21 protein-coding genes are annotated in these 24,289 nt (G+C 54.6%); 8 read left to right on the top strand and 13 right to left on the bottom strand.

Annotated elements, in window-relative coordinates:
* Positions 1-10 precede the first annotated feature (10 nt).
* The 6 genes from glpX to ABLO27_RS03985 all read right to left on the bottom strand — a co-directional run bounded on the left by glpX (position 11) and on the right by ABLO27_RS03985 (position 6,934).
* Positions 11-1,006 carry a class II fructose-bisphosphatase gene (gene glpX / locus ABLO27_RS04010; protein ID WP_353030611.1) on the bottom strand — a complete coding sequence of 332 codons (996 nt, stop codon included), beginning with the start codon at positions 1,004-1,006 and terminating at the stop codon, positions 11-13.
* Between the two features lie 50 nt (positions 1,007-1,056).
* The gene (locus ABLO27_RS04005) at positions 1,057-2,379 is read right to left on the bottom strand and encodes a homoserine dehydrogenase (protein WP_353030609.1); all 1,323 of its coding nucleotides are present in this window, start codon (positions 2,377-2,379) and stop codon (positions 1,057-1,059) included.
* A 22-nt stretch (positions 2,380-2,401) separates the two neighbouring features.
* Positions 2,402-3,619 carry an LL-diaminopimelate aminotransferase gene (locus ABLO27_RS04000; RefSeq protein ID WP_353030608.1) on the bottom strand — a complete coding sequence of 406 codons (1,218 nt, stop codon included), beginning with the start codon at positions 3,617-3,619 and terminating at the stop codon, positions 2,402-2,404.
* Between the two features lie 197 nt (positions 3,620-3,816).
* On the bottom strand, positions 3,817-5,049 hold the full coding sequence (locus tag ABLO27_RS03995) for a GGDEF domain-containing protein (RefSeq protein ID WP_353030606.1): 1,233 nt from the start codon (positions 5,047-5,049) through the stop codon (positions 3,817-3,819).
* Between the two features lie 93 nt (positions 5,050-5,142).
* Positions 5,143-6,378, bottom strand: a complete 1,236-nt coding sequence (locus ABLO27_RS03990) for a GGDEF domain-containing protein (RefSeq protein WP_353030604.1) — start codon at positions 6,376-6,378, stop codon at positions 5,143-5,145.
* Positions 6,379-6,526: 148 nt separating this feature from the next.
* Positions 6,527-6,934 carry a hypothetical protein gene (locus ABLO27_RS03985; protein WP_353030603.1) on the bottom strand — a complete coding sequence of 136 codons (408 nt, stop codon included), beginning with the start codon at positions 6,932-6,934 and terminating at the stop codon, positions 6,527-6,529.
* 334 nt (positions 6,935-7,268) lie between these two features.
* Between ABLO27_RS03985 and ABLO27_RS03980 the strand changes: the two genes are divergently transcribed.
* Entirely contained in the window at positions 7,269-9,074 is a 1,806-nt protein-coding gene (locus tag ABLO27_RS03980; RefSeq protein WP_353030601.1) for a PHA/PHB synthase family protein, read from the top strand.
* An 85-nt stretch (positions 9,075-9,159) separates the two neighbouring features.
* On the opposite strand, the gene ABLO27_RS03975 is transcribed toward ABLO27_RS03980, so the two are convergent.
* Positions 9,160-11,388 carry a sensor domain-containing protein gene (locus ABLO27_RS03975; RefSeq protein WP_353030599.1) on the bottom strand — a complete coding sequence of 743 codons (2,229 nt, stop codon included), beginning with the start codon at positions 11,386-11,388 and terminating at the stop codon, positions 9,160-9,162.
* Between the two features lie 416 nt (positions 11,389-11,804).
* On the opposite strand from ABLO27_RS03975, the gene ABLO27_RS03970 reads away from it, so the two are divergent.
* The gene (locus ABLO27_RS03970) at positions 11,805-12,401 is read left to right on the top strand and encodes a DUF6653 family protein (RefSeq protein ID WP_353030597.1); all 597 of its coding nucleotides are present in this window, start codon (positions 11,805-11,807) and stop codon (positions 12,399-12,401) included.
* Between the two features lie 55 nt (positions 12,402-12,456).
* Here ABLO27_RS03970 and speB read toward each other — a convergent pair whose 3' ends face one another.
* On the bottom strand, positions 12,457-13,413 hold the full coding sequence (gene speB / locus ABLO27_RS03965) for an agmatinase (RefSeq protein ID WP_353030596.1): 957 nt from the start codon (positions 13,411-13,413) through the stop codon (positions 12,457-12,459).
* 247 nt (positions 13,414-13,660) lie between these two features.
* On the opposite strand from speB, the gene ABLO27_RS03960 reads away from it, so the two are divergent.
* From ABLO27_RS03960 to ABLO27_RS03945, 4 genes are all read left to right on the top strand, one after another.
* Complete coding sequence (locus ABLO27_RS03960; protein WP_353030594.1) at positions 13,661-14,653, top strand: cation diffusion facilitator family transporter; 993 nt, start codon at positions 13,661-13,663, stop codon at positions 14,651-14,653.
* Between the two features lie 169 nt (positions 14,654-14,822).
* Complete coding sequence (gene guaD / locus ABLO27_RS03955) at positions 14,823-16,121, top strand: guanine deaminase (protein ID WP_353031702.1); 1,299 nt, start codon at positions 14,823-14,825, stop codon at positions 16,119-16,121.
* 123 nt (positions 16,122-16,244) lie between these two features.
* Positions 16,245-16,601 carry a hypothetical protein gene (locus tag ABLO27_RS03950; RefSeq protein ID WP_353030592.1) on the top strand — a complete coding sequence of 119 codons (357 nt, stop codon included), beginning with the start codon at positions 16,245-16,247 and terminating at the stop codon, positions 16,599-16,601.
* Positions 16,594-17,823: an HlyD family secretion protein gene (locus ABLO27_RS03945; RefSeq protein ID WP_353030591.1), complete on the top strand. Its 1,230-nt coding sequence runs from the start codon at positions 16,594-16,596 to the stop codon at positions 17,821-17,823. The genes ABLO27_RS03950 and ABLO27_RS03945 overlap by 8 nt, the downstream gene beginning before the upstream one ends.
* Positions 17,824-17,889: 66 nt before the next feature.
* On the opposite strand, the gene ABLO27_RS03940 is transcribed toward ABLO27_RS03945, so the two are convergent.
* Entirely contained in the window at positions 17,890-19,110 is a 1,221-nt protein-coding gene (locus ABLO27_RS03940; RefSeq protein WP_353030589.1) for an MFS transporter, read from the bottom strand.
* A gap of 68 nt (positions 19,111-19,178) precedes the next feature.
* On the opposite strand from ABLO27_RS03940, the gene ABLO27_RS03935 reads away from it, so the two are divergent.
* Positions 19,179-19,607: a helix-turn-helix domain-containing protein gene (locus tag ABLO27_RS03935; protein ID WP_353030587.1), complete on the top strand. Its 429-nt coding sequence runs from the start codon at positions 19,179-19,181 to the stop codon at positions 19,605-19,607.
* A gap of 10 nt (positions 19,608-19,617) precedes the next feature.
* Here the strand turns inward: ABLO27_RS03935 and ABLO27_RS03930 are convergent, their stop codons facing one another.
* The 3 genes from ABLO27_RS03930 to rplM all read right to left on the bottom strand — a co-directional run bounded on the left by ABLO27_RS03930 (position 19,618) and on the right by rplM (position 22,269).
* Positions 19,618-21,015: an MATE family efflux transporter gene (locus tag ABLO27_RS03930; RefSeq protein ID WP_353030585.1), complete on the bottom strand. Its 1,398-nt coding sequence runs from the start codon at positions 21,013-21,015 to the stop codon at positions 19,618-19,620.
* Positions 21,016-21,322: 307 nt separating this feature from the next.
* A complete protein-coding gene (gene rpsI / locus ABLO27_RS03925) occupies positions 21,323-21,799 on the bottom strand; it encodes a 30S ribosomal protein S9 (protein ID WP_353030583.1) in 477 nt (158 codons plus the stop codon).
* Positions 21,800-21,801: 2 nt separating this feature from the next.
* Entirely contained in the window at positions 21,802-22,269 is a 468-nt protein-coding gene (gene rplM / locus ABLO27_RS03920) for a 50S ribosomal protein L13 (protein WP_297586347.1), read from the bottom strand.
* A 323-nt stretch (positions 22,270-22,592) separates the two neighbouring features.
* Here rplM and ABLO27_RS03915 point away from each other — a divergent pair, with 323 nt between their 5' ends.
* Positions 22,593-23,804 carry a GGDEF domain-containing protein gene (locus ABLO27_RS03915; RefSeq protein ID WP_353030581.1) on the top strand — a complete coding sequence of 404 codons (1,212 nt, stop codon included), beginning with the start codon at positions 22,593-22,595 and terminating at the stop codon, positions 23,802-23,804.
* 9 nt (positions 23,805-23,813) lie between these two features.
* On the opposite strand, the gene ABLO27_RS03910 is transcribed toward ABLO27_RS03915, so the two are convergent.
* Positions 23,814-24,239, bottom strand: a complete 426-nt coding sequence (locus ABLO27_RS03910) for a PaaI family thioesterase (RefSeq protein WP_353030579.1) — start codon at positions 24,237-24,239, stop codon at positions 23,814-23,816.
* Positions 24,240-24,289 lie beyond the last annotated feature (50 nt).

The raw sequence follows: 24,289 nt of genomic DNA, 5'->3' as shown, positions 1-24,289 counted from the left end.
CAGTCCCGTCTTAGTCGAGATGGAATTTTTCAAGATCCGTGTGTTGGGCCTTGATGTAACGGACAGTTCCGGTGGAAGAACGCATGACCACGGTGTGCGTGGTGATGTGGTTGCGCCCGAAGCGTACACCTTGCAGGAAGTTGCCATCGGTGACACCGGTTGCCGCAAACAGCACGTCAGGTCCAGCCATTTCCTCAAGCGTGTATTTCTTCTTGATGTCCTCAATGCCCATACGATGCGCACGATCGACCTGTTCGTCCCGGGTGATCACGAGACGAGACTGCATCTGACCACCGATACACCGGAGAGCCGCTGCTGCCAGGACACCTTCCGGAGCACCACCGATGCCGGCGTAGATGTCGATCCCGGTTTCATCAGGGTCAGTCGTATGAATGACCCCAGCCACATCACCGTCACCGATAAGGCGGATCGCGGCACCGGTAGCACGAATGTCCTCAATCAGGCGGGCGTGACGCGGACGGTCCAGCACACAAGCTGTTACTTCTTGAACCTTTACGCCTTTTTCCTTGGCAACTGCTGCAATGTTGTCAGCAATCGGAGCGTCCAGATCTATCAGGCCGGCCGGATAACCCGGACCAATGGCGATTTTGTCCATGTAGCTGTCGGGTGCATTCAGCAGATCCCCTTCCGGAGCCAACGCAATTACTGCCAATGAGTTCGGAAGGTTCTTGGCGCAGATGGTCGTGCCTTCCAGCGGGTCGAGTGCAATGTCGACTTTCGGGCCCTGTTTTGTCCCAACGTTCTCGCCGATATAAAGCATCGGCGCTTCGTCGCGCTCTCCTTCACCGATCACAACCGTTCCGTCAATCGGCAAGCGATTCAATTCGCGCCGCATTGCGTCCACAGCTGCCTGGTCTGCCGCCATTTCATCACCGTGACCGCGCAACCGCGCCGCGGAAACCGCAGCTCTTTCGGCGACGCGGGCCAGCTCGAGCGTCAGAATACGGTCCAGGCCGCTTCCCGGCTGATTTTCAGTATCGGACATCAACATCTCCAGTCTCTCCCCCGCAAGAGGCCTCGGCGGGTAATTTTTCGTCAATTCAGTTTTTCAATCCGGATCATTTGCGGCTGTTCGGAAACAACGCCTTTCGACATGATCACTTCAAGCGCTTCCTTGATCGCAACCTCGGTGGTTTCGTAGGTGATCAGGATGACAGGTTGAGGAACGGCCTCGTCATACCGTGTCGGAGCCTCACCATCCGCGTGCCGTTTTTGAACAATCGATTCCAACGAAATCCCGGCTTCGCCCATACAGTGAGCAATTTCCGCGAAGGCTCCCGGTCGATCATAGACGGAAAGGCGTATGTAATAGCCGCCTTCATGCAGCCGCATACGGGCGCGCTGGTAGTCCTTGAGGTCGACAGCCGGCATTCCCAATACCGGGGTCTCGTCGCCCCGCGCGATGTCGGCAATGTCCGCAACAACGGAAGAGGCCGTGGCATCGCCACCTGCGCCCGGCCCCACCAGAACAACTTCACCAACGTAATCGCCATCAACCGCGACGGCGTTCAGCACACCGTCAATGCGGGCAATCGCAGAAGTCTTGGGTACCATCGTCGGATGCACGCGCTGCTCGATACCTGTTTCAGTGCGCTGCGCAACGCCAAGCAGCTTGAGACGGAACCCGAGTTCGTCAGCAGCCTGAATGTCGGCCGTCGTAATGGAAGTGATGCCTTCCATATAGATGTCGTCGCTTGAGATTTTTGTGCCGAAAGCAAGGCTCGTCAGAATGGCAAGTTTGTGAGCCGTATCATTTCCTTCAATGTCAAAGGTCGGATCGGCTTCGGCATAGCCAAGGCGCTGCGCATCGGCGAGGCATTCCTCGAAGCCAATGCCGTCTGCTTCCATACGCGTCAAAATGTAGTTGCAAGTGCCGTTGAGAATGCCATAGACGCGGCTGATGTCGTTGCCCGCCATGGATTCCCGCAGCGTCTTGACGATTGGAATTCCGCCCGCAACCGCAGCCTCATAGTTCAGGCAGGCGTTGTTTGCTTCCGCCAATCCCGCCAAATCGACACCATGCTTGGCCAGCAGCGCCTTGTTTGCCGTGACAACGTGAATGCCGCGCGACAGTGCCGCCCTGACGCTGTCTTCAGCTGCACCAGTGTCTCCGCCGATCAGCTCGACAAAGATGTCGATATCCGCCTTCTCGGCCAGTTCAACCGGATCCGTGTACCAGTCAAAGTTGGCAACGTCGAAACCGCGATCCTTGGATTGATCGCGTGCACTGACGGCTGTCACTGTTACAGCCCGTCCGGATTTCCGGGCGATCTGCTCGCCGTGTTTCGCCAAAAGCTGCACAACCGATGCACCGACGGTGCCCAGTCCAGCGATGCCAACTTTCAATGCTTCAGACATTGGGTATAAGGTCCAGTTCTATTCAGCCAGATTTCTCGAGCGGGATGACGTTGTGCAGCTTTTGGTCTGCAGTTTCAAGGAAGCGGCGGATATTTCTGGCGGCTTGACGGAGTCTTTGTTCATTTTCCACCAGCCCGATGCGCACATACTCGTCGCCGTGCTCGCCAAAACCGATTCCTGGCGCGACCGCGACCTCCGCGCGTTCAAGCAGCAGCTTCGAATATTCAAGGCTTCCAAGAGGCCGATATTTTTTAGGAATTGGCGCCCAGCAGAACATGCTGGCATCGGGTGCAGGAATGTCCCAACCAGCCCTGCCAAAACTGTCCACCACGACATCCCGGCGTTTCTTGTAAACTGCACGCGTTTCGGCAATGCAGTCCTCTGGCCCATTTAAAGCAGCGGTTGCAGCGACCTGAATTGGCGTGAAAGCTCCATAATCCAGGTACGACTTGACCCTTGAAAGCGCCGAGACAAGTCGTTCGTTGCCAACCGCAAAGCCCATGCGCCAACCGGGCATCGAAAACGTCTTGGACAAGGAGGTGAATTCGACCGTGACATCCATCGCTCCAGGCACCTGGAGAACGGAAGGTGGCGGCGTGTCGCCGAAGTAGATCTCTGAATATGCAAGATCTGAAAGGATGAAGATGTTGTGCTTGCGGGCGAACGCCACAACATCCTTGTAGAATTCAAGATCAGCGCAATAAGCGGTCGGGTTCGCCGGATAACACAATATGATTGCAATGGGCTTGGGAACGGAATGGATCACCGCCCTTTCCAGCGCGTCGAAGAAGGCAGTCCCGGGCTCAGCCGGAATGTTGCGGATCGAGGCTCCCGCCATAAGGAAGCCGAAAGTGTGGATCGGATAACTCGGATTTGGACTCAGAATGACATCGCCAGGCGCTGAAATTGCCTGGGCCATGTTGGCAAAGCCTTCCTTGGAGCCGAGAGTTGCGATCACCTGCGTATCGGGATCAAGCTTAACGCCGAAACGGCGCCCGTAGTAGGCGGCCTGTGCCTTGCGAAGGCCCTGAATTCCCTTGGAAGCCGAGTATCTGTGGGTACGAGGATCCTGAACCACCTCCGTCAGCTTATCGACGATGTGTTGCGGCGTCGGCAGGTCGGGATTTCCCATTCCCAGATCAATAATGTCGGCTCCCGCCGCGCGCGCCTTCGCCTTCAGACGGTTGACCTGTTCAAACACATACGGCGGCAGCCGTTTGATCTTATGGAATTCCTCCATGGCGCGGATCCTTGTGAATTGACAAAACCTGCCGCATTTCTCACCAGGCGCAGTGAGTGCAGCGGGGTCCTTTTAGCAGCAACGAAAAAAATGCACACCCGTCTTTACGTCACTAGCCACCTAAATTTGGGAAGTTTTTTAGAACAAGTTTCCTAGAAAAAAGCCAAGAGGATTGAAGGCCCTGCTATTCAATCGATTTATGCGGACACATGCCCTGGTGTCAGACGCGCATACCCGCTGCTCTGGGTAGCCTGCACCCGGCCGTTTTCATCCAATTTGAACAACTTCACCCTGGCATGCACATCTTTCCTTGCATCGCGCACAGCCCGATCAACTATCTCCAAAGCCCGTTCCACGGTCTGTTCCGAATTCGCCAAAGCAATGCCTGTACTGACCTCGGGCTTGAGCTTGCCATCTGCGGCCTCATGACAACTTACAGAGAAGCGGCGCATGAGGCGGTTGGCCAGGGTTTCCATCTCCTCAGCCTCAGCCCCGCAACAGAACAGGGCAAATTCGTCCTCGCTCAGCCGGCCCGGAACCCTGTTTGAAGTTTCTGCTTCGCGGCAAACAGAACCAAAGAGTTTCAAAATCGCATCACCCATGGCCCGACCATATGTCTGCTTGATCGATTTCACCTCTTCCAGATCGAAGACGACAACCGCAAACTGTTTGTCTTTGGCCAACTTGCCTTTCAATGCTTCCGATCTTTGAAAGAACGCACGCCTGTTCGGCAAACCGGTCAAAGCGTCTTCCTGGGCCTGCTGCTGATATTGCCGAAGCGATCGCTCGACGATCATGGCAACGACGCTGATCATCGAAAGAACCATTGATACGAGAACCGCGAGCAGAAGATACGGCAGTGCGAAGGATTGAAACGAAGTCAGATAATCAGGATAAGTCGAAATGCTGAAATAGAGCGCCATACCTGCATATGCGCAGCACTCGAATGCTGAACTGATCACGTAAATGACTGGAGTGTAGAGCTTTTCACCATTCAGCCTGATGGAAATCCATATGGTCCAGGCGACGAGAAACACCATCATGGCTTCATTGAAATTCACACGCGCAACGAGGCTGTTCCTGAATTGCGGAACAAGACACAACACAAGCCACAATCCCCCAACTGCCATGGCAACCCAAAAGCGTTTTGGGACATCGAAGAAAGAAGCAATTGCGCTGCGACGAAGTCCGGTTCCGAACAGGATCAGAAAATTAGCGAGAACAAGCGTGACCGCGTCCGGCAACGTTCCGCGAAGTCCGAGAAGCAAGGTGCCTATTCCGCCAATAATGTAAGCCATGCTCCAAAGACCGGCCGACCACCTTGATCCGGAACTGGGATGCTTCCAGAACAGGAGCAAAAAGGCGAGAATTGCGCCACCTGCCAGTTCGGCGACCATCAAACACGCAAACAATGTTTTTGCGTCGAGCAATTTGCCTCCCCCTTCAAGAACTCTCGTTTCGTCCTCACCCACCAGACGATTTTCTCATACCGCCCTGCAGGCAATCAGCATGTGCGCTCCAGCTTAAGCAACTTTCTTCCTTAGGAACGAAAGTCCCGCCTTGCCTGGATTCTTGACGGCTCCTCCACCTGGCGAAAGGTCCATCGTTACCACCTGCGCCCGACCCTGCTGCTTTGCTTGTGAAAGTCCGCGATCAGCAACTTCCATGGCCCTGTCCAATCCAATCCCGGTATGTGTCGTCAGGAGCCCGACGCTGGCGGTTACCAGCAATTTGCCTTCAGAAGCCTCCTGGCATGCGATGCCAAATTTCCTGCAAATCCGTTGAGCGGTCAGAGCAGCAAACTCCCTGTCGCCCTTTGGCAAAAACACGACAAATTGCTCATCGACAATTCGCCCCAAGACGGCTGTTTCCCCGACACTATCTTTGAGGACGCGTCCGAAAAGCTGCAACACCACGTCTCCCATAGCGTTACCAAACGTCTCTCTCACGGCGTTGAAGCCGTCCAGCTCCAGGGCGATGATGCTGTAGGTTTCTTCATTGGCATCGTTCTGTGACACCCAGGCTTCAGCGCTGTCCAAAAACGCACGCCGGTTCGGCAGTCCGGTCAACGGATCCTGCAACGCTTGCTCCTTGAAACGCTGCAAACTCCTCTCGATGACCATGCAGGCTGGCAGAATGATGGTCATGATGTTGGAGAACAGAAGCGTTACGAGATAGATGGTCATGAAATCTTCGGGGAACGCGTCAAGAAATCTCGGGAAGTCATGTAAATTCTGATTGAGTGTGAACCAGACAAATGCACAGCACTCAAGCAACATCGACAGGCCAAGAAGCCTGACGGACAAGAGATTCTCCTGGTTTTCCCGAATTGCGAGCCACACGATCCAGAGGCCGTTCAACAGGAAGAAAACATAGAGATAGTTGACCCTTGCGATCAGGCTTTCGCGAAAAGGCGTGTAAAAGCAAAGAGCGGTCCAGAGAGCTGCTGGAATGACGATCAACCACGGATGGCTTGGCTTCCTCAAGAAAGTCGCCAGGCCACTTCGCCGCAATCCGACACCGGTTAGGACGAAGGCGTTGGCTGTAACGATGCTGAGGGTATCAGAAATCTCACCGCGCATTGCCAGCAAGGCTGTCCCACATCCAATGCAGAACAGACCGAGTGCCCAAATCAGCAAACTTCTTGAGCACGCTCCCCCGCGCGGCTTCCAGAACAGGAAGAACAAGAGCAGCACAGCGCTTCCAGCGAGTTCCGCAATCATCAGACATGTAAACAATGTCGGAGTATCAAGTGTCATAAAATATAAAGTCCAACCCCTAGCCCGTAGCAAGATAGGGATTGATGTGTAAAAGAACACTTATGTTTTTGTGAATATTATTTTCATTCGATATGATTTCTTTGTAGCACGACTCCAGCGAAACTACTTTAAACTTTAACAACCACAATTACTGCAGTGCCAAAGATTCCAGATACTCCTCGGTAGCCTCGCGCTCTTCAGGGTTGACCAAACCACTTGATTCCCCTGCGTTAACGTAAGCGCCGTACCCTTTAGGTGCCGGAACATTGGCGCTGTTGGGACCGCGTCCCGATTTCAAGGCATCGACCAACGGCGTGCCGGGACCAACAGCACATGCCGCCAAACCAGACGCAAGAAGGACAGTGCTTATGGTTGCTTTTACCTTGCCCATGACGTTCACAATGCCCTTCCCCAGGTCGTTGTTCTCAGCCTGACAAACAAACCTGTTCCGGATTGTCGGAAGCTGATTCCCTTTCTGTTCGTCATTACAACACGTTTGATCGGGATTTGTCTCAATTCTTGCGGCAAGCAAGTTGATCTTTGCTGCCTTTACCAAGGGCCGCTTCGCCGGACCTCCTTGCATTGGACTTCAGACCAAAGACTTCAAATCCGCAGGTAGGGCGATGGCCTTTCGCCGAATACTTTGAAATCACGGCTTGGTATCGGAGAGGCCGGCTGCAAACAGGATTCTCCCGGCCACAAGAATGCTTCGATCTGTGCATATCAGCCTTGCCTAAATGCCAATCGACGGAGCTTGAACGTTGTGTCATAAATAACTGATAGTTCAAAAATACCAGCGCAAATAGAACAAGATAACGCTGCTGAATGACTGAGACTTTCAGGCCTTGACCGGACTGGAAGGGGCTAGAAAACCGGAGGGACGCCCGCCTATGGCTGATGACCGCCAGCATCCGATGTTGCAATACATAATCAACAATCCGGAGGCTTTTGCCCAAAACCTGGCAAAAACCCTGGAACAAGCTGGCAAGGCGATGGCTGCCTATATCGAGCCGCGTGAACAGGGCAAGATCAAGGACGACACGACGGACGAACTGACGGGTGTGGTAAAGACACTCGCTCAGGTTGGTGAATACTGGGCCTCCGATCCGCAACGTGCCGTCGAAGCCCAATCCAGACTATGGAGCGGCTATATCGATCTCTGGAATTCGTCCCTAAAGCGCATGATGGGAGAACAAGCGGAACCGGCGGTTGAAACACCACCACGGGACAAACGATTTGCCGACCCGGACTGGGAAAACAATCAGTTCTTCGATTTCATCAAGCAGCTCTACCTGATCACCAGCAAATGGGCCGAAGACATGGTCCATGATGCGCAGGGGCTGGATGAACATACCCGCCACAAGGCCGAGTTTTATGTCACCCAGATCTCCAACGCGGTTTCACCATCCAATTTTGTTCTGACCAACCCTGAACTGTTGCGCCTCACCATGGAAAGCAACGGCGAAAATCTTGTCAAAGGCATGCAGCACCTTGTCGAGGACCTGAGGACGGGCAAGGGCGAGCTCAAGATCCGGCAAACGGATCCCTCCAAATTCAATCTCGGGGAAAATCTCGGAAATACACCCGGCAAGGTGATTGCGCAGAACGATGTCTGTCAGGTCATCCAATACACACCGACCACACCTGACGTTCTCAAAAGACCTCTTTTGATTGTCCCGCCGTGGATCAACAAGTTCTACATTCTGGACCTCAATCCGGAGAAGTCCTTCATCAAATGGTGCGTTGACCAGGGACACACCGTGTTTGTGATTTCCTGGGTCAATCCGGATGAACGCCAAGCCCAGAAGAGTTTCGAGCACTATATGAAAGAGGGCATTCTCAATACCCTCGATGTGATCAAACGCGCCACGCGCCAGGAAGAAGTCAATGCGATTGGCTATTGCGTTGGCGGAACGCTCCTGGCCGTTACGCTGGCTTACATGGCGCGCGTCGGCGACGAGCGCATCAAGTCCGCAACGTTCTTCACGACTCAGGTCGACTTTACTTTTGCGGGCGATTTGAAAGTGTTCGTTGACGAGGAGCAGATTTCTCTTCTCGAAAAACGCATGGCCGAACACGGATATCTCGACGGCTCCAAGATGTCCTCAGCATTCAACATGTTGCGATCGAATGACTTGATCTGGTCTTACGTGGTGAACAACTACCTCAAGGGTCAGGAGCCCTTCCCGTTCGATCTGCTCTACTGGAACTCCGATTCCACCCGCATGCCGGCGGCAAACCACTCGTTCTATTTGCGAAATTGTTACCTGGACAACAAACTGTCCAAGGGCGAGATGGAAATAGACGGAGAAACGCTGGACCTCTCAGAGGTCAAGATCCCGATTTTCAACCTGGCGACCCGGGAAGACCATATCGCTCCACCAAAGTCGGTCTTTCTCGGTTCTGGCTGCTTTGGTGGACCGGTTGAGTATGTTCTTGCCGGCTCCGGTCATATTGCCGGTGTCGTCAATCCTCCGGCACGGAACAAGTACCAATTCTGGACTGGCGGGGAAGCCAAGGGCGCGCTCGAGAACTGGCTCAAGAAAGCCGAAGAACATCCAGGTTCCTGGTGGCCGTATTGGGATCAGTGGATCCGGTCTCAAGACGACACGACTGCAAAAGCGCGCAAGCCAGGGGCCAATCGAGTAAAAATTCTGGAAGACGCCCCAGGTTCCTATGTGATGAAAAAGGTCTGAGTCCCCAAACCCTGCGGATCTAACCGAGCAACCATCAACAGCCGCTCGACTGGATTTGAAATTCGACTATTGCCGCGGATCTCGACTAACCGAAATGCGCCGCTAACGGTGTGAGCGTCATTCCCAGCAACTTGCCGAACTTGTCCGCCTTCATCGGGCGGCCAAAGTGGAACCCCTGCACGGTCTCACAGCGGCAGCTGGCCAGGAAGGCCTGCTGTTTCGCGGTCTCGACACCTTCGGCAACCACATTCAAACCCAGCTCACGGCCGAGCGAAATAATGGCACGCGCTATTGACCGGTCGGATTCACCAAAATCGAGATCGCGGATGAAGCTCTGGTCGATCTTCAAGCGGGTCAATGGGAAACTCTTCAGGGCGGCCAGGCTGGAGTATCCTGTGCCGAAATCATCAATGGCAAGTTTGACGCCAATCCGGCGAAACTCATCCATCACCCCGACTGCCTGATCTGCATTCTGCATCAACAGGCTTTCGGTCAACTCCAGTTCCAGAAAGTTTGCAGGAAGTCCTGTCTGCTGGAGTGCGCCGCGAACATCCGCCACGAGCGTCGAATCTCTGAATTGCCTCGCCGAAACATTGACCCCGATTGTTATGGGAGACAGTCCTGCATCCTGCCATTCCTTGTTCTGACGGCAGGCTTCGTGAACAACCCAACGTCCAAGAGGAACGATTAGTCCGCTTTCCTCGGCAAGCGTGATGAACTCTCCCGGCATCATCCTTCCAAGGACCGGGTGGTTCCAGCGCGCCAGCGCTTCTGCACCAATGATGCGGCCGCTGACAAGATTGTATTGTGGCTGATATTCAAGGAAAAATTCGCCATTCTCGATACCTGACCGCATCTCCTCTAGTAAGGTCAGTTTGTTGACGGATCTTTCCGGCCTTTCCTGTTCGAAAACCTTGAAACCGTCCCTACCTGAGGACTTGGCTTCGAACATCGCTTTGTCGGCATTCTTCAAAAGCTGACCGGCGTCCGACGCATCTTCAGGAAAACGCGCGGCTCCGATGCTGCAAGTTACGTGAAAGCAAAGGTCGCCAATATGAATAGTCCTGGTAACTTCTTCTCGTAACTGCGTCATGAAACTCGCAAGTTTGGCTTCCGAAGCCACTTCGCCATCGACGATCAAAACGAACTCGTCGCCTCCGAAACGGATTGCCAGATGCTCACCGTCGTGAACAGTCATGAGGCGCTCTGCAACGATGGTCAGGACCTGATCTCCGATTGTATGACCGAAGCTGTCATTGACGAATTTGAAGTTGTCCAGATCGACAAACACCACGGCAACGGGATCTCCCGTCTGCTTGCAGCTTTCAACCTTCTCCTCAAGCCGGGATTTGAACTCCTGCCGATTGGGCAATCCGGTCAGCACGTCATGGTGGGCAAGAAATCTGATCCGGCTTTCTGCCCGGTCTCGCTCAACGGCGATGGACGCGAGGCGTGCTGCTTCCATGGCAAGGTTGCGTTCATGTTCCGTCGGTTCCCGAACTTCCATGGAGTAAAGCCCGAAGGTTCCAAGAACCTTGCCGTCATTGCCGAAAAAGGGCACCGACCAACATGAGCGCATTTCAAACTGCTCGACGAATTCCCGGTAGTCTTCCCAGAGTTTGTCTTCCAGAATGTTGTCAACAAAGACGTTTTCTCGTCTGAAGACCGCAGTGCCACAAGACCCGACTTTCGGCCCGATGGGTATTCCGTCTGCCCCTTCAAAAAAGTCCTTTGGCAAATTCGGAGCAACGGCAGACCTTAGACATGCGCCGGCTTCGTCAACCAGCATGACAGAACCCATTACGCCATCAAGCTGGCTCTCGATCGTCAGGACAAGTGTTTCCAGAACGTCATTGAGCGACTTTCCCGAAACAATCTCCTGCAGGACCTTATTCTGCCCTTCCTGAAGAAGTTCGGCTTTCTTTCGTTCTGTTATGTCTCTAGAGATTCCGACAATTCCGACCACTTCGTCGTCTTTTCCCAGAACTGGATACTTCGAAGACGACACCCATCTTCGCTTTCCGTTCGACAGAAAGGAAAACTCTTCAAAGTCGATCCTGGGCTTTCCAGTAGCGATGATTTCCACTTCGACGGCCTGAAACCTCATTCCGGCCTTGAGCGGGTGCAAATCAAGGTCGGTCTTGCCGATAAGTTCGGCCGGATCCTCAATTCCGAACTCGCGGGCAACCTGCTGGTTTGCCATCACAAAGCGGAACTGCCTGTCTTTTACGAAGATGTAGTCCGAAACCTGATTCACCAGGGTCTGAAGCCATTCACCACTGATTGAAAGCTCGTCATCCCTTTGAAGGTGCACCGTCCTGTTCAGACGGGTTAGCTCGTCCGCGAGAGATGTTTCATTATCATTTTTGCAGTCATCCCCAGCAGCCCTGCCCCATTTTGAGATCATGCCCCGACTCGATTTTCTTTAAACGATCAACGAAAAACAAAATATTTTTGCCAACTTCAAACTAATCAACCCTTAATACAACCTGAAATTACGTTGAGTTCACATCTATTTTTGAATATTCAGGCGCGACTAAGCTCGATCACCCAACAACCCCCACTAAAGTTTTAGAAGTACTGATTGATACTGGTTTAATTACTAATCAAACCGATACTTCCCACAGGTTGTTTCAAATATTTCTTACCAGCAGGGCCCGCAGTATACATTTGCCAATGCCCGCCCCACACGGGTATGATCGAGAGATACCCGTTAGCACAAATCAGATCATGCAAATCACACAACGCCACCAACTGCCCAACGCCCATGTCACGCAAAATGATGCGTCCGGTATCAATACGCCCTTGCTGCTTCTGAAAAGCCGTGCTGCCGGCCCGGTCGGGTCCGTGTCCACATATGCCAAAATTGTCGCGCCTGCCCTTTTGTCGGCTGCAATCTGGGCAAAGCTTCTTGTGGGAGGCCTCTTTTCGGTGGTGCTGCTTGCCGGCGTCTTACTGCTTCTTTTCAAACTGCCAAGTTTGCTTTCCGGGAAGCAACAGGCCGATAGCTGGGCCCGACGTGCAAGCTACGGAGAACGGATCTGGCTAAACAGATTGCTCATTCCCATTCCGGCAGATGTGAATCAGAAAATCACAATCCTGTATCTGGTGTTCTGGACGGGCACACTGATTGCAATGCTTGGAGCGGTATCGTCTTCGCTGCTGCTCACGGCAACCGGTCTGCTGGTTGCATATGCCGCTCAGGCTGTTTGTCTGGGAAAACTCATTGGCCTTTACAATGAGATGAAGGACAAGGCACCGCTCTATCGTTTCTGGACAGAAAAACCAGTCAACGACAACAAACTGATCCGCAAAAGAAAACCCTGAAGATCTGCCCCTTTTTACCGAAGCAGATCATGCATGGGCAAGCCAGGCAGCGAAACTAGCGTTTGCGTCGCTCGGCCAGAAGTCCGATGTAGGTCAGCGCCACGCTGGCACCGGCGATGGATGTGATATCCGCGTGGTCATAGGCAGGCGCCACTTCAACGACATCTCCACCAACAAAGTCAAGATCACCCAATTCCCGAAGAATCGAAAGCGCTTCTCGGGACGAGAGACCTCCGGAAACCGGTGTCCCGGTTCCAGGAGCGAAAGCCGGATCGAGACAATCGATGTCGAATGTCATGTAGGCAGGCCCTGCCCCCACCCTTGATTTGATCCGTTCAACCACACCCCTTATTCCGAGATCGTCCATCTCGTGGCCATAAATGATCTCCAGCCCACAGGTCTCCGGCGCGTGTGTGCGTATCCCGATCTGAATGGACCTTTCAGGATCGATCAGCCCTTCACGAACGGCTCGTCCAGTGAAAGTTCCATGATCGATCCGATCTCCTTCATCCGACCATGTATCCTGATGCGCATCGAATTGAACGAGGGCGACCGGCCCGTGTTTGGCAACATGCGCCTTCAAGAGGGGGTAAGTGACGAAATGGTCGCCACCGATTGAGAACAAGTGTGTTTCGGTTGCCAGAATATCTGCGGCCTGGGCTTCGATATGTCCGGGAATATCCGGATTTCGCCCGTAATCGAAAACACAGTCGCCATAGTCCACGCAGGCGAGTGTTTCAAACGGGTCCATGTGAAATGGATATTGCGGGTCCCCGTCGAAAATTGCCGACGCCCTCCTCACACCCTGCGGACCGAAACGCGCACCTGGACGGTTGGACACTGAAGCATCAAACGGAATGCCCCAGACAGCAAGATCGATGCCCTCAAGATCGCGGCTGTATCTGCGTCGCATGAAAGACAGCGCGCCGGCATATGTCGGTTCATGCGATCCGCCCTTGACGGATGTTCCCAAAAACGCGTTGTCGGTAGAGCGCGGTAAGTCTGCTGACATCAACTGTTCCCCGGTTTCGAGTGGGTCTGCCTGTCAACTGCAAAACACCAGGTTGCAGCTTGTTCCAACCACAAGGACAAACACCAAATGTTAAAACGGAATTGGTCTTATCAGAGGAACCGGAGGTCTGTCAGTTCCTAAGAACGCCCCAAGGCACTTTGTCTGCCGATTGGTCCCAATCGCACAAACAACGCGGCACGGAAATCAGACCTGCGCAGAGGCGCTGCTGAAGAAATCGAGTTGATCAATGTCCCATTCAGAACATCTTTCTTCACCACGCGCCGGCAGCCCAGAGGCTGCTCATGATCATGAGAACGGGCACGATCATGACCACACACCCGAGGTAACGGACAAGAATGCGCGTGCCGTTGCATGGGCCGGGCTTCTGATTGCAGGCTTCATGTTTGCCGAGCTCATCGGCGGGTGGCTTGCCGGTTCGCTGGCACTCATGGCCGATGCCATCCACATGGTCACCGATGCCGCGTCACTGGGACTTGCCTGGTGGGCCTTTCAGCAATCCAAGAAACCGCCAGATGCCCGCCTGACCTATGGCCGTGATCGTCTTCCTGTTCTGATTGCGTTTGCCAATGCAATCTTCCTGCTTGTCGTCACTATCTGGATTTGTGTGGAAGCTGCAGGGCGGCTCATGGAACCGGAGACCGTTCTTGCAGGACCGATGTTCACTATCGCGGTTCTGGGCCTCCTGGTGAATATCGGCGCCTTCCTGATCCTCCAGCGAGGTGGCGACGGATCGCTCAACATGAGGTCGGCGATCCTGCATGTGCTGGGAGATCTGCTCGGTTCCGTCGCCGCGATCGCCGCAGCGGTCATAATCTATTTCACAGGCTGGTACCCGATCGACCCGATCCTGTCGGTGTTTGTCGCCCTTCTCATTGTCCGCTCAGCCGTCACCGTCATGCGCCAGTCCGCTCACATCCTGCTGGAAGGCGCACCTGCACAAATCGATCGCGAGGAGATCCGGCGGGATCTGCTGGCCGAAATTCCTGAACTTCAAGATGTTTATCACATTCATCTGTGGTCTCTGGCCGAAGGCAAGGTCAACGCAACCATGCATGCGGTTGTTCTTGCCGACGACCAGTCCCCGGCAATCGTGCAAAAGATGCGTACGCGGTTGAAGGCAGTGCATGGAATCGGGCATGTGACCATCGAAATGTCTTCGCATTCCGATCCGGCTTCACCTCCGCCTGATGCGAGTTCAAGCATGCCGGGACCCGATTGACACAGCCTGCGCAAGGATCGGCCAAGTCATTGTCACAACCTCGCCCCAAGCGGCTTCTTCTCCGCTGAGCGTTTGTCTCTGACTTGAGATTAGCTTTTCAAGAAACCAAATTGACCCTACCTCTCGGCGACCGCTGATCAAATAACAAGGACATCGACCTTTGGCAGACCTGAAATCCAAGATCCTGCGCGGCAGGCTGCTCACCTTCGCATCGGCTCCCGAGGGCCCTGAAGACACAGCCGCCTACACCTATGAGGAAGATGGGGCACTGCTCGTCTCACAAGGCAGGATCATTGAACGAGGGTCCTTTGCCGAAATCACTGCAGTGGCCCCGGAAGGCATAGAAGTTGTCGACCATCGGCCTCATCTGCTTTTGCCCGGTTTCATCGACACGCACATTCATTTTCCGCAGGCTCAGGTCATCGCTTCATGGGCGGACCAGCTTCTGGATTGGTTGAACGACTACACATTCCCGGAAGAAATGAAGTTTGCCGACAAAGATCACGGCAAAAGAATCGCCAGAGAGTTCTACGACGCCCTGCTCGCCCACGGGACAACCACAGCAAGCGCGTACTGCTCCAGCCATCCGAATTCAGTCGACAGCTATTTCGAAGAAGCCGAACTACGGGGCATGTTGATGCTGGGTGGCAAAACCATGATGGATCGCAACGCCCCTGCCGGCCTGTGTGATACCGCACAGAACTCTTACGACGACAGCAAGGCCTTGCTGGAAAAATGGCATGGCAAGGGCCGTGCTCATTACGTCGTCACTCCGCGCTTCGCGATCACGTCGACGGCCGCTCAGCTGGAAGCCGCAGGAACGCTCATGAAGGAACATCCTGATTGTCACCTGCAAACGCACATCAACGAAAACCACAACGAGATCGCCTTCACCAGGGAGCTCTTTCCGGAAGCGGATGACTATCTGGATGTTTATGAGACCTTCGGTCTGTTGGGTCACAAGACGTTGCTCGGACACTGTCTTCACATGAATGAGCGTGAGCTCGGCGTCATGAAGGAAACGGGGTCAGTCGCCGTTTTCTGCCCGACGTCCAATCTCTTTCTCGGCAGCGGCCTGTTCGACAAGGCCCGCCTTGAAATTGCCGGAGTTCGCACTGCCATAGCGACAGATGTTGGCGGTGGCACCAACTACTCGATGCTACGAACCCTCGACGAGGGCTACAAAGTGCTGCAGATGCAACGTCAACGCCTGCATCCGCTTATCACCTTTTACTGGGCGACACTGGGCAACGCCAAGGCACTTTCCCTTTCTGACCGGATTGGAACGCTGGACGTCGGAACCGATGCCGACCTCGTCGTTTTGAATTCCAGAGCAACTCCAACAATGGCTCTTCGCATGGAAACGGCCACTTCCCTTTCCGAGGAACTTTTCGTGCTGCAGACGCTGGGCGATGACCGGGCCGTAGTTGAAACCTACGTGGCTGGAAAAGCCTCCAAACCCACATAAGGTACTGCTCGAAACGGTGTGCGAGCGTAAGTCTCAAGGAAAACTCGCAAAAAATGCGAATTGTCTCGCTCTTCCCAACCTTGTCTACTATCGCGATGCTCGAACATATCGAGGCATTGCGATATGGAATTTCTAAGTAGCGATATTCAACCCGACCCGGCACCCTTTTTCGTCACGGGACCTGGAGCGACCGATCTTCTCTTCATCGCCGTCGCATTTGCCCTGGTTGCGATTCTTCTTGGGTTCGGTGCGCTCTATTTCACAATTCAGGCTCTTCCGGATCGAATGGCGTCCGGACTGGGTAAAACCCAATTGCAGATTGTCGGCATTTTGGGACTTCTCTCGCTGTTCTTCATGAACAACGCCTTCTGGATTGCTGCCCTTCTGCTGGCAGCCATACCACTCTCCAAGATCGTTGTTCCGGTACATATTCGAAGTTTCAGGAGACGATTGAAGAAGCCGGGGCAAAGCGATGCTTGAACTTTTCTTCAGCGCTCTGGTCACCATCGTGCCGGATTATCTCTACCGCCGACACAAGCAGGGCAAACGGCTCGGCCACGAAATCAACCTGTTTACGGTCTGGTACGAACTGCGCTGGGGGATCACGGCTTGCGCGGTGCTGGCCATTTCTCTTCTTACCATCATCTTCTATTTCCACCCGACCACTTCAAACGTCACGTCTTTGTTCCGGACGGTCTCCATTCTCAGCGACAGGCCCGGTCGGGTTGAAGAAGTTTATGTTTCGGACAATGAATTTGTGCGCGCTGGTGATGCCATTTTCCGTCTCGACACACAGCGCCAGCGCGCCGCCGCCGAAACCGCCCGCCGGCGCATTGCGGAGGTCGACGCCGCTGTGACCGTTGCCAGATCCGAGTTGTTGGCAGCAGAAGGAAACATCACAGCGGCTGAAAGCCAGTTGCGCCAGGCAGAAGATGAGCTCAATCGCCGGCAAAGCCTTTCAGAACGCAACCAGAATGTCGTAAGCGAACAGGAAATCGAACGTCTGCGCCTTACAGTCGAAGGGCTTCAGGGAACACTGCAGGCAAGCAAAGCACAAAGGGACGCGATCGCAGGAAGGCTGGACACGCTCCTTCCGGCCCAAAGAGCCAGCGCGGAAGCGGCTCTTGCCCAGGCTCAAACCGAAATCGAGAAATCAACGGTTTATGCCGGAACCAACGGGACAGTGAGGCAGTTCAAACTGAAACCGGGAGACTTGGTCAATCCCATTCTTCGTCCAGCGGGTATTCTCATACCCGAAGGCTCGGGACGAGGCCGTTTTCAGGCAGGGTTCGGTCAGATTTCGGCACAGGTGCTTCATCCCGGAACCATCGTTGAAATCACCTGCGCTTCAAAACCGCTCAGCGTCATTCCGATGAAAGTCATTGAGGTCCAGGCCGTCATCGCCTCCGGTCAGCTTCGCCCTTCCGACCAGTTGATCGACATACAGGACCGAGCCAGGCCGGGAACGATCCTGACCATCATTGAGCCGCTATACGCTGGTCATGCGGACCACGTGCCACCCGGCAGCCGGTGCATCGGCGTCGCCTATTCCAGTCACGAAAAGGCAATCAAGGCGGGCGAAATATCCGGCTTTTCCGCATTTCTGTCCCGGATCGTCGATGGCATGGGGATCGCCAATGCCATCGTGATCCGAGCACAGTCACTGCTGCTTCCAGTCAAGATACTGGTGTTTCCAAACTAGACAGCAAGCGAGAACATTGCGTCCGCTCTTCCATTCGGAAAACGTTCGACATGCAGTTTACCAAGCCTAACGGACTTCCCGTTGCGGCCGGGCACGAGGCAGCATCAACAGGACAACAGCCAGAGCCAACAAGACGAAAGACAGCGATGTGCCAAAGTAGACATAGGCAAATCCGACCGTCTGAATGAACGGTGTCAGCGCAAATGGAGAGATGACCTGTCCAAGGAACATGCTCGTCGTCACGATTCCCGACACGCTCCCACGTCGTTCGACGGGCGCCACTTGAAGAGCAAGAGACAGGAAGCCCGGTTGAACCAGCGCGTAGCCTGCGCCGATTGCTCCCGCCCCAGTCAACACGAACAGCCAGCTTACCTCGAGCGCCAGAACGGCAAATCCCGCCGCCATCATCGCGTAGCCGACAGCCAGAGTGGACGCCAACCCAAGACTTTCGCTCAAACGCTTGAACGTCATCGCCACACCCGCGCCGCACAACATCAAGGTACCAAGACCAATCGCTGTCGCGCTTGCACTGTCAAACCCATTTGCATCCAGATAGAATGGCAACTGGCTCGGCATGAGAAAGAACAACATGACCGTGACCGTTGTCAGCGCCCCGACAAGGAGAGCCGGCATCAACCAATGCGCCCTCGAGGCGAGCGGCAAACCTGCATCGCCTTTCCCGGCCTCCCCCTGACCAGAATGATCCTCCCGCCGATGTATCGACAAGAGAAACGGCAACGCCAGAACAGGCAATGCGTAGACCAGAAACGGCAACCTTGGAGACAGACCGGCGAGATATCCGGCCAGTCCGATGAACAAGAGCCCGCACAAATTGATTGCGGTCGTTTGCAATCCCATAAAGGCACTCCGCCGGGACCCGCTGAACAGATCCCCAACAAGCGCAACCTGCGCCGTCATCGCCAGCGCCACGGCAACACCGAGCACCAGGCGACTGACGAGTATCGACGTCAGGTCCGGCAAATATGCACCTGCCGTACCGGCCATTACGAACAGCAGAATGCCCGCAATCAGTAACGGACCGCGGCCATAGCGATCAGCCGCAACGCCAGCAAGCGGTGCAACCAGAACCACGGTCAGAGATGGTGCCGAGACCAGAAACCGCGTGAGGTAAGCTGCCCCCGGTTCGCCTGCAAAACTCTCTTCCAGTGCCGGCAGAGCGGGACTGATTGTGGCATTCGCCATGATCTTCAACGTCGCCGTCATGAGCAGACCGATAGCCGCAACGTCCATCCAGATCGGACGATGTCTTTGTGATGTATCCGACACGATATTTCCCTTGCCTTTTTGAACCATGACGGCCAGCCTACAAATTCAAGTCGACTTGAGGTCAAGAGATGAAATTATTGGATATTTCAGAAGTGGCGCAGCAAACAGGTATCGCTGCGTCGGCCATTCGGCATTACGAAGAAAAAGGGCTGATCACCTCTGTCGGCCGGCGCGGATTGAAACGGCTGTTTGGGCCGGAAATCCTCGACCAGCTGGCACTCATCACGCTTGGAAGTGCTGCCGGTTTTTCTCTTGATGAAGTAAAGGGCATGTTTGGCCCGGACGGTCGCCCCGCCCTCTCCCGACAAGTGCTCTTTGACAAGGCTGACGACCTCGACCGTCAGATTGAACGGCTCTCACACCTGCGGGACCTGATCCATCATGTTGCCGAATGTCCGGCTCCATCGCACATGGAATGCCCGAAATTTCGAAAGATGCTTCGGTTGAGCAGCCGACTTCGAAATGAAAAGGGATCTACAGGCAAGGCGATTGGCTAGCGAAGCCAATTCACCTCCTGGAAAAGAACAGGATAACCTGACGGGCCTGCCGCTGGAATAGTCCGGGGCGCTTTGGCACCTCGTGATGAACCTCAACATCCTTGATCACCACTCGAACCAGCAGAATGGCTGCAATACCGAAGACAACGCCACCTGCCGCCTGTCCGATCAGGACGCCCGGAGCTCCATAAAGCGAACTTCCCAACCAGACAAATGGAATGGTTCCGAGCGTGTGCCGGCCCCAGTTCATCCATGTGGAATAAAATGGCCGCCCAAGATTGTTGAAACACGCGTTGGCAACAAAGAGCATCCCGTTGAAGAAGAAGGCCAACGCCAGAGGACCGCAGAACAGGTAGATCAAGGTCAGGGCCATGCCATCGGCTTCAAAGAGGCGTGCAATCGGCTCTCGAAGGACAAACAGTACAAGCGCGGCAAAACCGACCACCAAGGCAGTGAAAAGCAGAGCTTCCCGGAGCGTACCCCGCACGCGGTCATATTGCCCTGCCCCGTAATTCTGGCCGATTATCGGACCAACCGCTCCGGAGAGAGCAAAGATCGTCCCGAAGGCAAGCGGTGTCATACGCGCGACGATTGCCATACCGGCAACGGCATCTTCTCCGAACTCGGCCATCGACCTTGTGACCCAGGCCTGCCCGACGGGTGTTGCCAACTGCGTCAGGATGGCGGGAAAAGCAATGGCTGATATCGGAGGCAGATCCATTGCCAGATCTTTGGGGCGCGGCAGACTGAGCCCGCCGTGATAGCGGAAAATGGGAAGGAGCGCGTAGGCCGCGATAGCGACACGCGAGGCAGCACTTGCAAGGGCTGCCCCGGTGAGTTCGAGGTCGAGACCGAATATCAGGATGGGATCCAGAACCGCGTTGACCACACCGCCGACAATCGTTGAAATCATCGCGCGCCTGGCATCACCATGCGCTCTCAGGATCGCGCCGCCAGCCATTCCCAGCAAAAGTAAAGGCAATGTCGGGACGATGATCGCAAGATAGTGGACTGCCAGTTCATGAGTGACACCTCGCGCTCCGATCAGCGAGACCAGCTGCCCGAGCCCGAGCCAGACAAACAGCGCAAATACGGAAGAAAACAGGATCCCAACGGTAAGAGCGCTCGACGCCCTCTTGCGAGCTTTGGATCGGTCCCCTGCCCCTAGTGCCTGGGCAACCAGAGCTCCAGCCGCAATCGCAACACCGATGTTGAAGGACGTTGTAAAAAACAGGATGGCGCCCGCATAGCCGACGGCTGCAGCCAGTTCGTCCTTGCCAAGCATCGATATGAAAATCATGTCGACAAAATCGACTGCAAAGATCGCCATCAGGCCGACAGATGCCGTCAACGACATCACGCTGACATGCTTGAACAGATTGCCTTCGAGAAACTTCGCCTGGCTCATTTCCACCTGATTGATCTTGGCCGTTCTGTCCCGGACGAGACCAACGGGTTGTTGAAATCTGCCTCGCTAGAGGAGGACTTGCCAGAGCACTTAGTTAAAAGACAGGATCAGCTATCGCTATCTGAAATCAGAGATTTCAACACGATGGGCAATGCTCTTTGTTTCAAGGTTTTCACGAAACGCTATACCGGAAATCATTTCGTTGCAGAAGCCTTGAACTCCTCTGCGATTTACACCTCGCCAGCAAAAAACCCGCCGGATCGCTCCAGCGGGTTTCTCGAATTTGGAGTACCAGTTGGTCCAGCGATTAACGCTTGGAGAACTGGAAGGACCGACGAGCCTTGCGCTTACCGAACTTCTTACGTTCAACAACGCGGCTATCGCGGGTCAGGAAGCCATTCTTCTTCAGGACGGCACGCAGCTCCGGCTCGTAGTGGGTCAGAGCCTTGGACAGGCCGTGGCGCACAGCACCAGCCTGACCGGACAGACCACCACCGGTAACGGTCGCGATGACGTCATACTGGCCAGCACGATCAGTCAGCATGATCGGCTGCTGCAGGATCATCTGAAGAACCGGACGAGCGAAATACTCGGTGAAGTCCTTCTTGTTGACGATGATCTTGCCAGTGCCCGGCTTGATCCAGACGCGAGCGATCGCGTCTTTACGTTTACCGGTAGCGTATGCACGGCCCTGTGCGTCCAGCTTCTGGACATGGACCGGAGCTTCAGGGGCTGCGGTTTCGACCGCGCCGCCCAGTTCTTCCAGGGATTGCAGCTCAGCCATTGTTAAGCCCTCTTGCCGTCATTCTTTGCATTGAGGCCCTTCACGTCGACGAGTTCCGGCGACTGAGCTTCGTGCGGGTGGTTCGGACCAGCGTAAACCTTGAGGTTCTTCAGCTGCTTGTTGGACAGCGGACCGCCCGGCATCATACGCTGAACGGCTTTCTCCAGGACACGCTCCGGGAAACGGCCTTCCAGGATTGCACGCGCGGTGCGCTCCTTGATGCCGCCCGGGTGACCGGTGTGCCAGTAGTATTTCTTGTTGTCGTATTTACGGCCGGTGAGCACAACCTTGTCAGCATTGATGACGATGACGTTGTCACCGGTGTCAATGTGAGGCGTGTAGGTCGGCAGATGCTTGCCGCGCAGGTGATTGGCAATGTATGCGGCGAGACGGCCGACAACCATGCCTTCTGCGTCGATCAAGATCCACTTTTTCTCGACCTCAGCCGGCTTGGCAGAGAAGGTCTTCATGAGACTGATCCGTTTCTGGACGTTAAAGAAAAGGCCCGCGCGGCTGATAAAGCCAGCGAACGGACCTCAAATTCGTTCGAGGCAGCTTATACGCTCACCCAAAAACCTGGTCAAGAAGCAATTTTTCAGTATTCTAACACTTTCCTTATATATTTCAACGACTTACAAAAACGGTATTATATTACCACAATTTTGTTCGCTTTTATGGGCCCTCTTCTCCGCCTCAAAGCTGCATCCCACAAATCAACACGGGGCAGTTGCTTTACTCAGATTTAAATCCTGAGCGCTACATTTCACGGCACTTTGGTGCGATGGAGCGGCATATGGGTCTAGCGGGCCTCAAACCCAAATACAGGAATCCCCTTCTGCTTGCTCTGGCCAGCGCATCGGCGCTTGTGTTTCTGTTTACCGTCGCATTCGACGCCTTGATAGACTGGCAGGCACAGGTTGCCCTTCGAAAAAGCGCGGAAATTCGCGCGCAGTCCTGGGCCAGCAATTTTCTCAAAACAACTCCTTCCGCGCGGCGCATGGTCGAGAAGGGCATTGCGACGCCTTCGGAAATCAACCGGTTCAAAGATTCATTTGCGCTGGTCGGCGTCATTCGGTTTGTCATGTTCAACAAGGACGGAATGCAAACCCTGCTGTCGGATTCAGGCGTCCTTGAACCGACCAAGCTCTTCAATGCCAAGGCGTTAGGCGTCATTGAGACCGGCCAATCCGCGGTGTTCTTTCACGACCACGACGATGAAGAGGCCTCGGCAGAAACCGTCGATACCTATGTTGAGGTTTACCTGCCCGCCGACCTGCCGTCCGGTGAACGGATCGGCGCCCTCGAGGTCTATGTCGATGTGAGCGACTTTGAGGAAGCGCTGGAAGAGTCGTTTCAGTGGATGAGCGGTTATCTTATCGTCGGCACAATCGCCGTCCTGCTTTTGCCTGCCTTGGCCTATGTACGCAGAACGCGTCAATTAATGCGCAAGGACAAGCAATTGCTTGAACTGACCCGCTACGATCACCTGACAGGTGTTTTGAACCGCGAAAGCGTGTCGAAATTTCTGGACGAACACTTCGCTAACGAAACAGAAAACGGAAACCTTGGCATTCTTTTTGTAGACGTCGACCACTTCAAGCAGGTCAACGATCAGTTCGGGCACGCGTGCGGTGACAAGCTGCTGAAACATGTTGCCGACATTCTACGCTCAAGCACCAGGAACGAGAGTGACATTGTCGGTCGATTCGGCGGAGACGAGTTCGTAATCATGTTTCCGAACACGACGCCAGGGGAGTTACGTCGCCTTTACCGGCATGTCATGGAGGCAGCCAACGAGCCGTGCCGACGCGAAAACACCGATTATGTTCCCAGCCTGAGTGTTGGGGCGTACGTCACTTCCGGGGCCGACACCCGGCAATCGGCGCTGCACCGTGCCGATCTTGCTGTCTATGCAGCCAAAAGGCAGGGCAGAAATCGCGTCGTTGAGTATTCGGAAGATCTGGAAAGCTTGTTCAGCCAAAAGGAAACGAAGGTTCCAGCTTAGACAGTGCCTTCATCGCGGCGGCACCGAATAGGTCGCCGTCGCGTGCGCAACAAGGTCTTCATCCCCTTCTCCTGCAATCCCGCATTCCACGACCGCAAGTCGCTTTCCGAGCTTGAGCAACCGGCACGTTCCCAGCAGGTCCCCCGCCTCGGGCTTGCGGAGAAAGTTGATGTTGAGATTTGTTGTCACCGCCAGGGCGACCGGCCCAATATGGGCCAAGATCACAACATACGCCGCCAGATCCGCCAATGCCATCATGGAAGGTCCCGACACGGTCCCTCCGGGACGCAAATGAAGCTCGTTTGCGCTCAATCGAACAACTGCTTCGCCTGGCGACACACTGTCAATGGAATACACACGTCCACCGGCATGAATCTGCGGGAACTCCTTGTCCAGCAGCTCCATGATTTCCTGACCAGTCATTAGTGGCTGCATCGGCGCTCCCTTATGGTTTTCAAAATGCGCCGCATATCCGGCTTGCTTTT

The organism is Roseibium sp. SCP15 (genome assembly GCF_040329435.1).
Taxonomy (GTDB): Bacteria; Pseudomonadota; Alphaproteobacteria; order Rhizobiales; family Stappiaceae; genus Roseibium.
The sequence above is the reverse complement of the archived record's forward strand: the minus strand, read 5'-3'. Positions and strand labels throughout refer to the sequence as shown.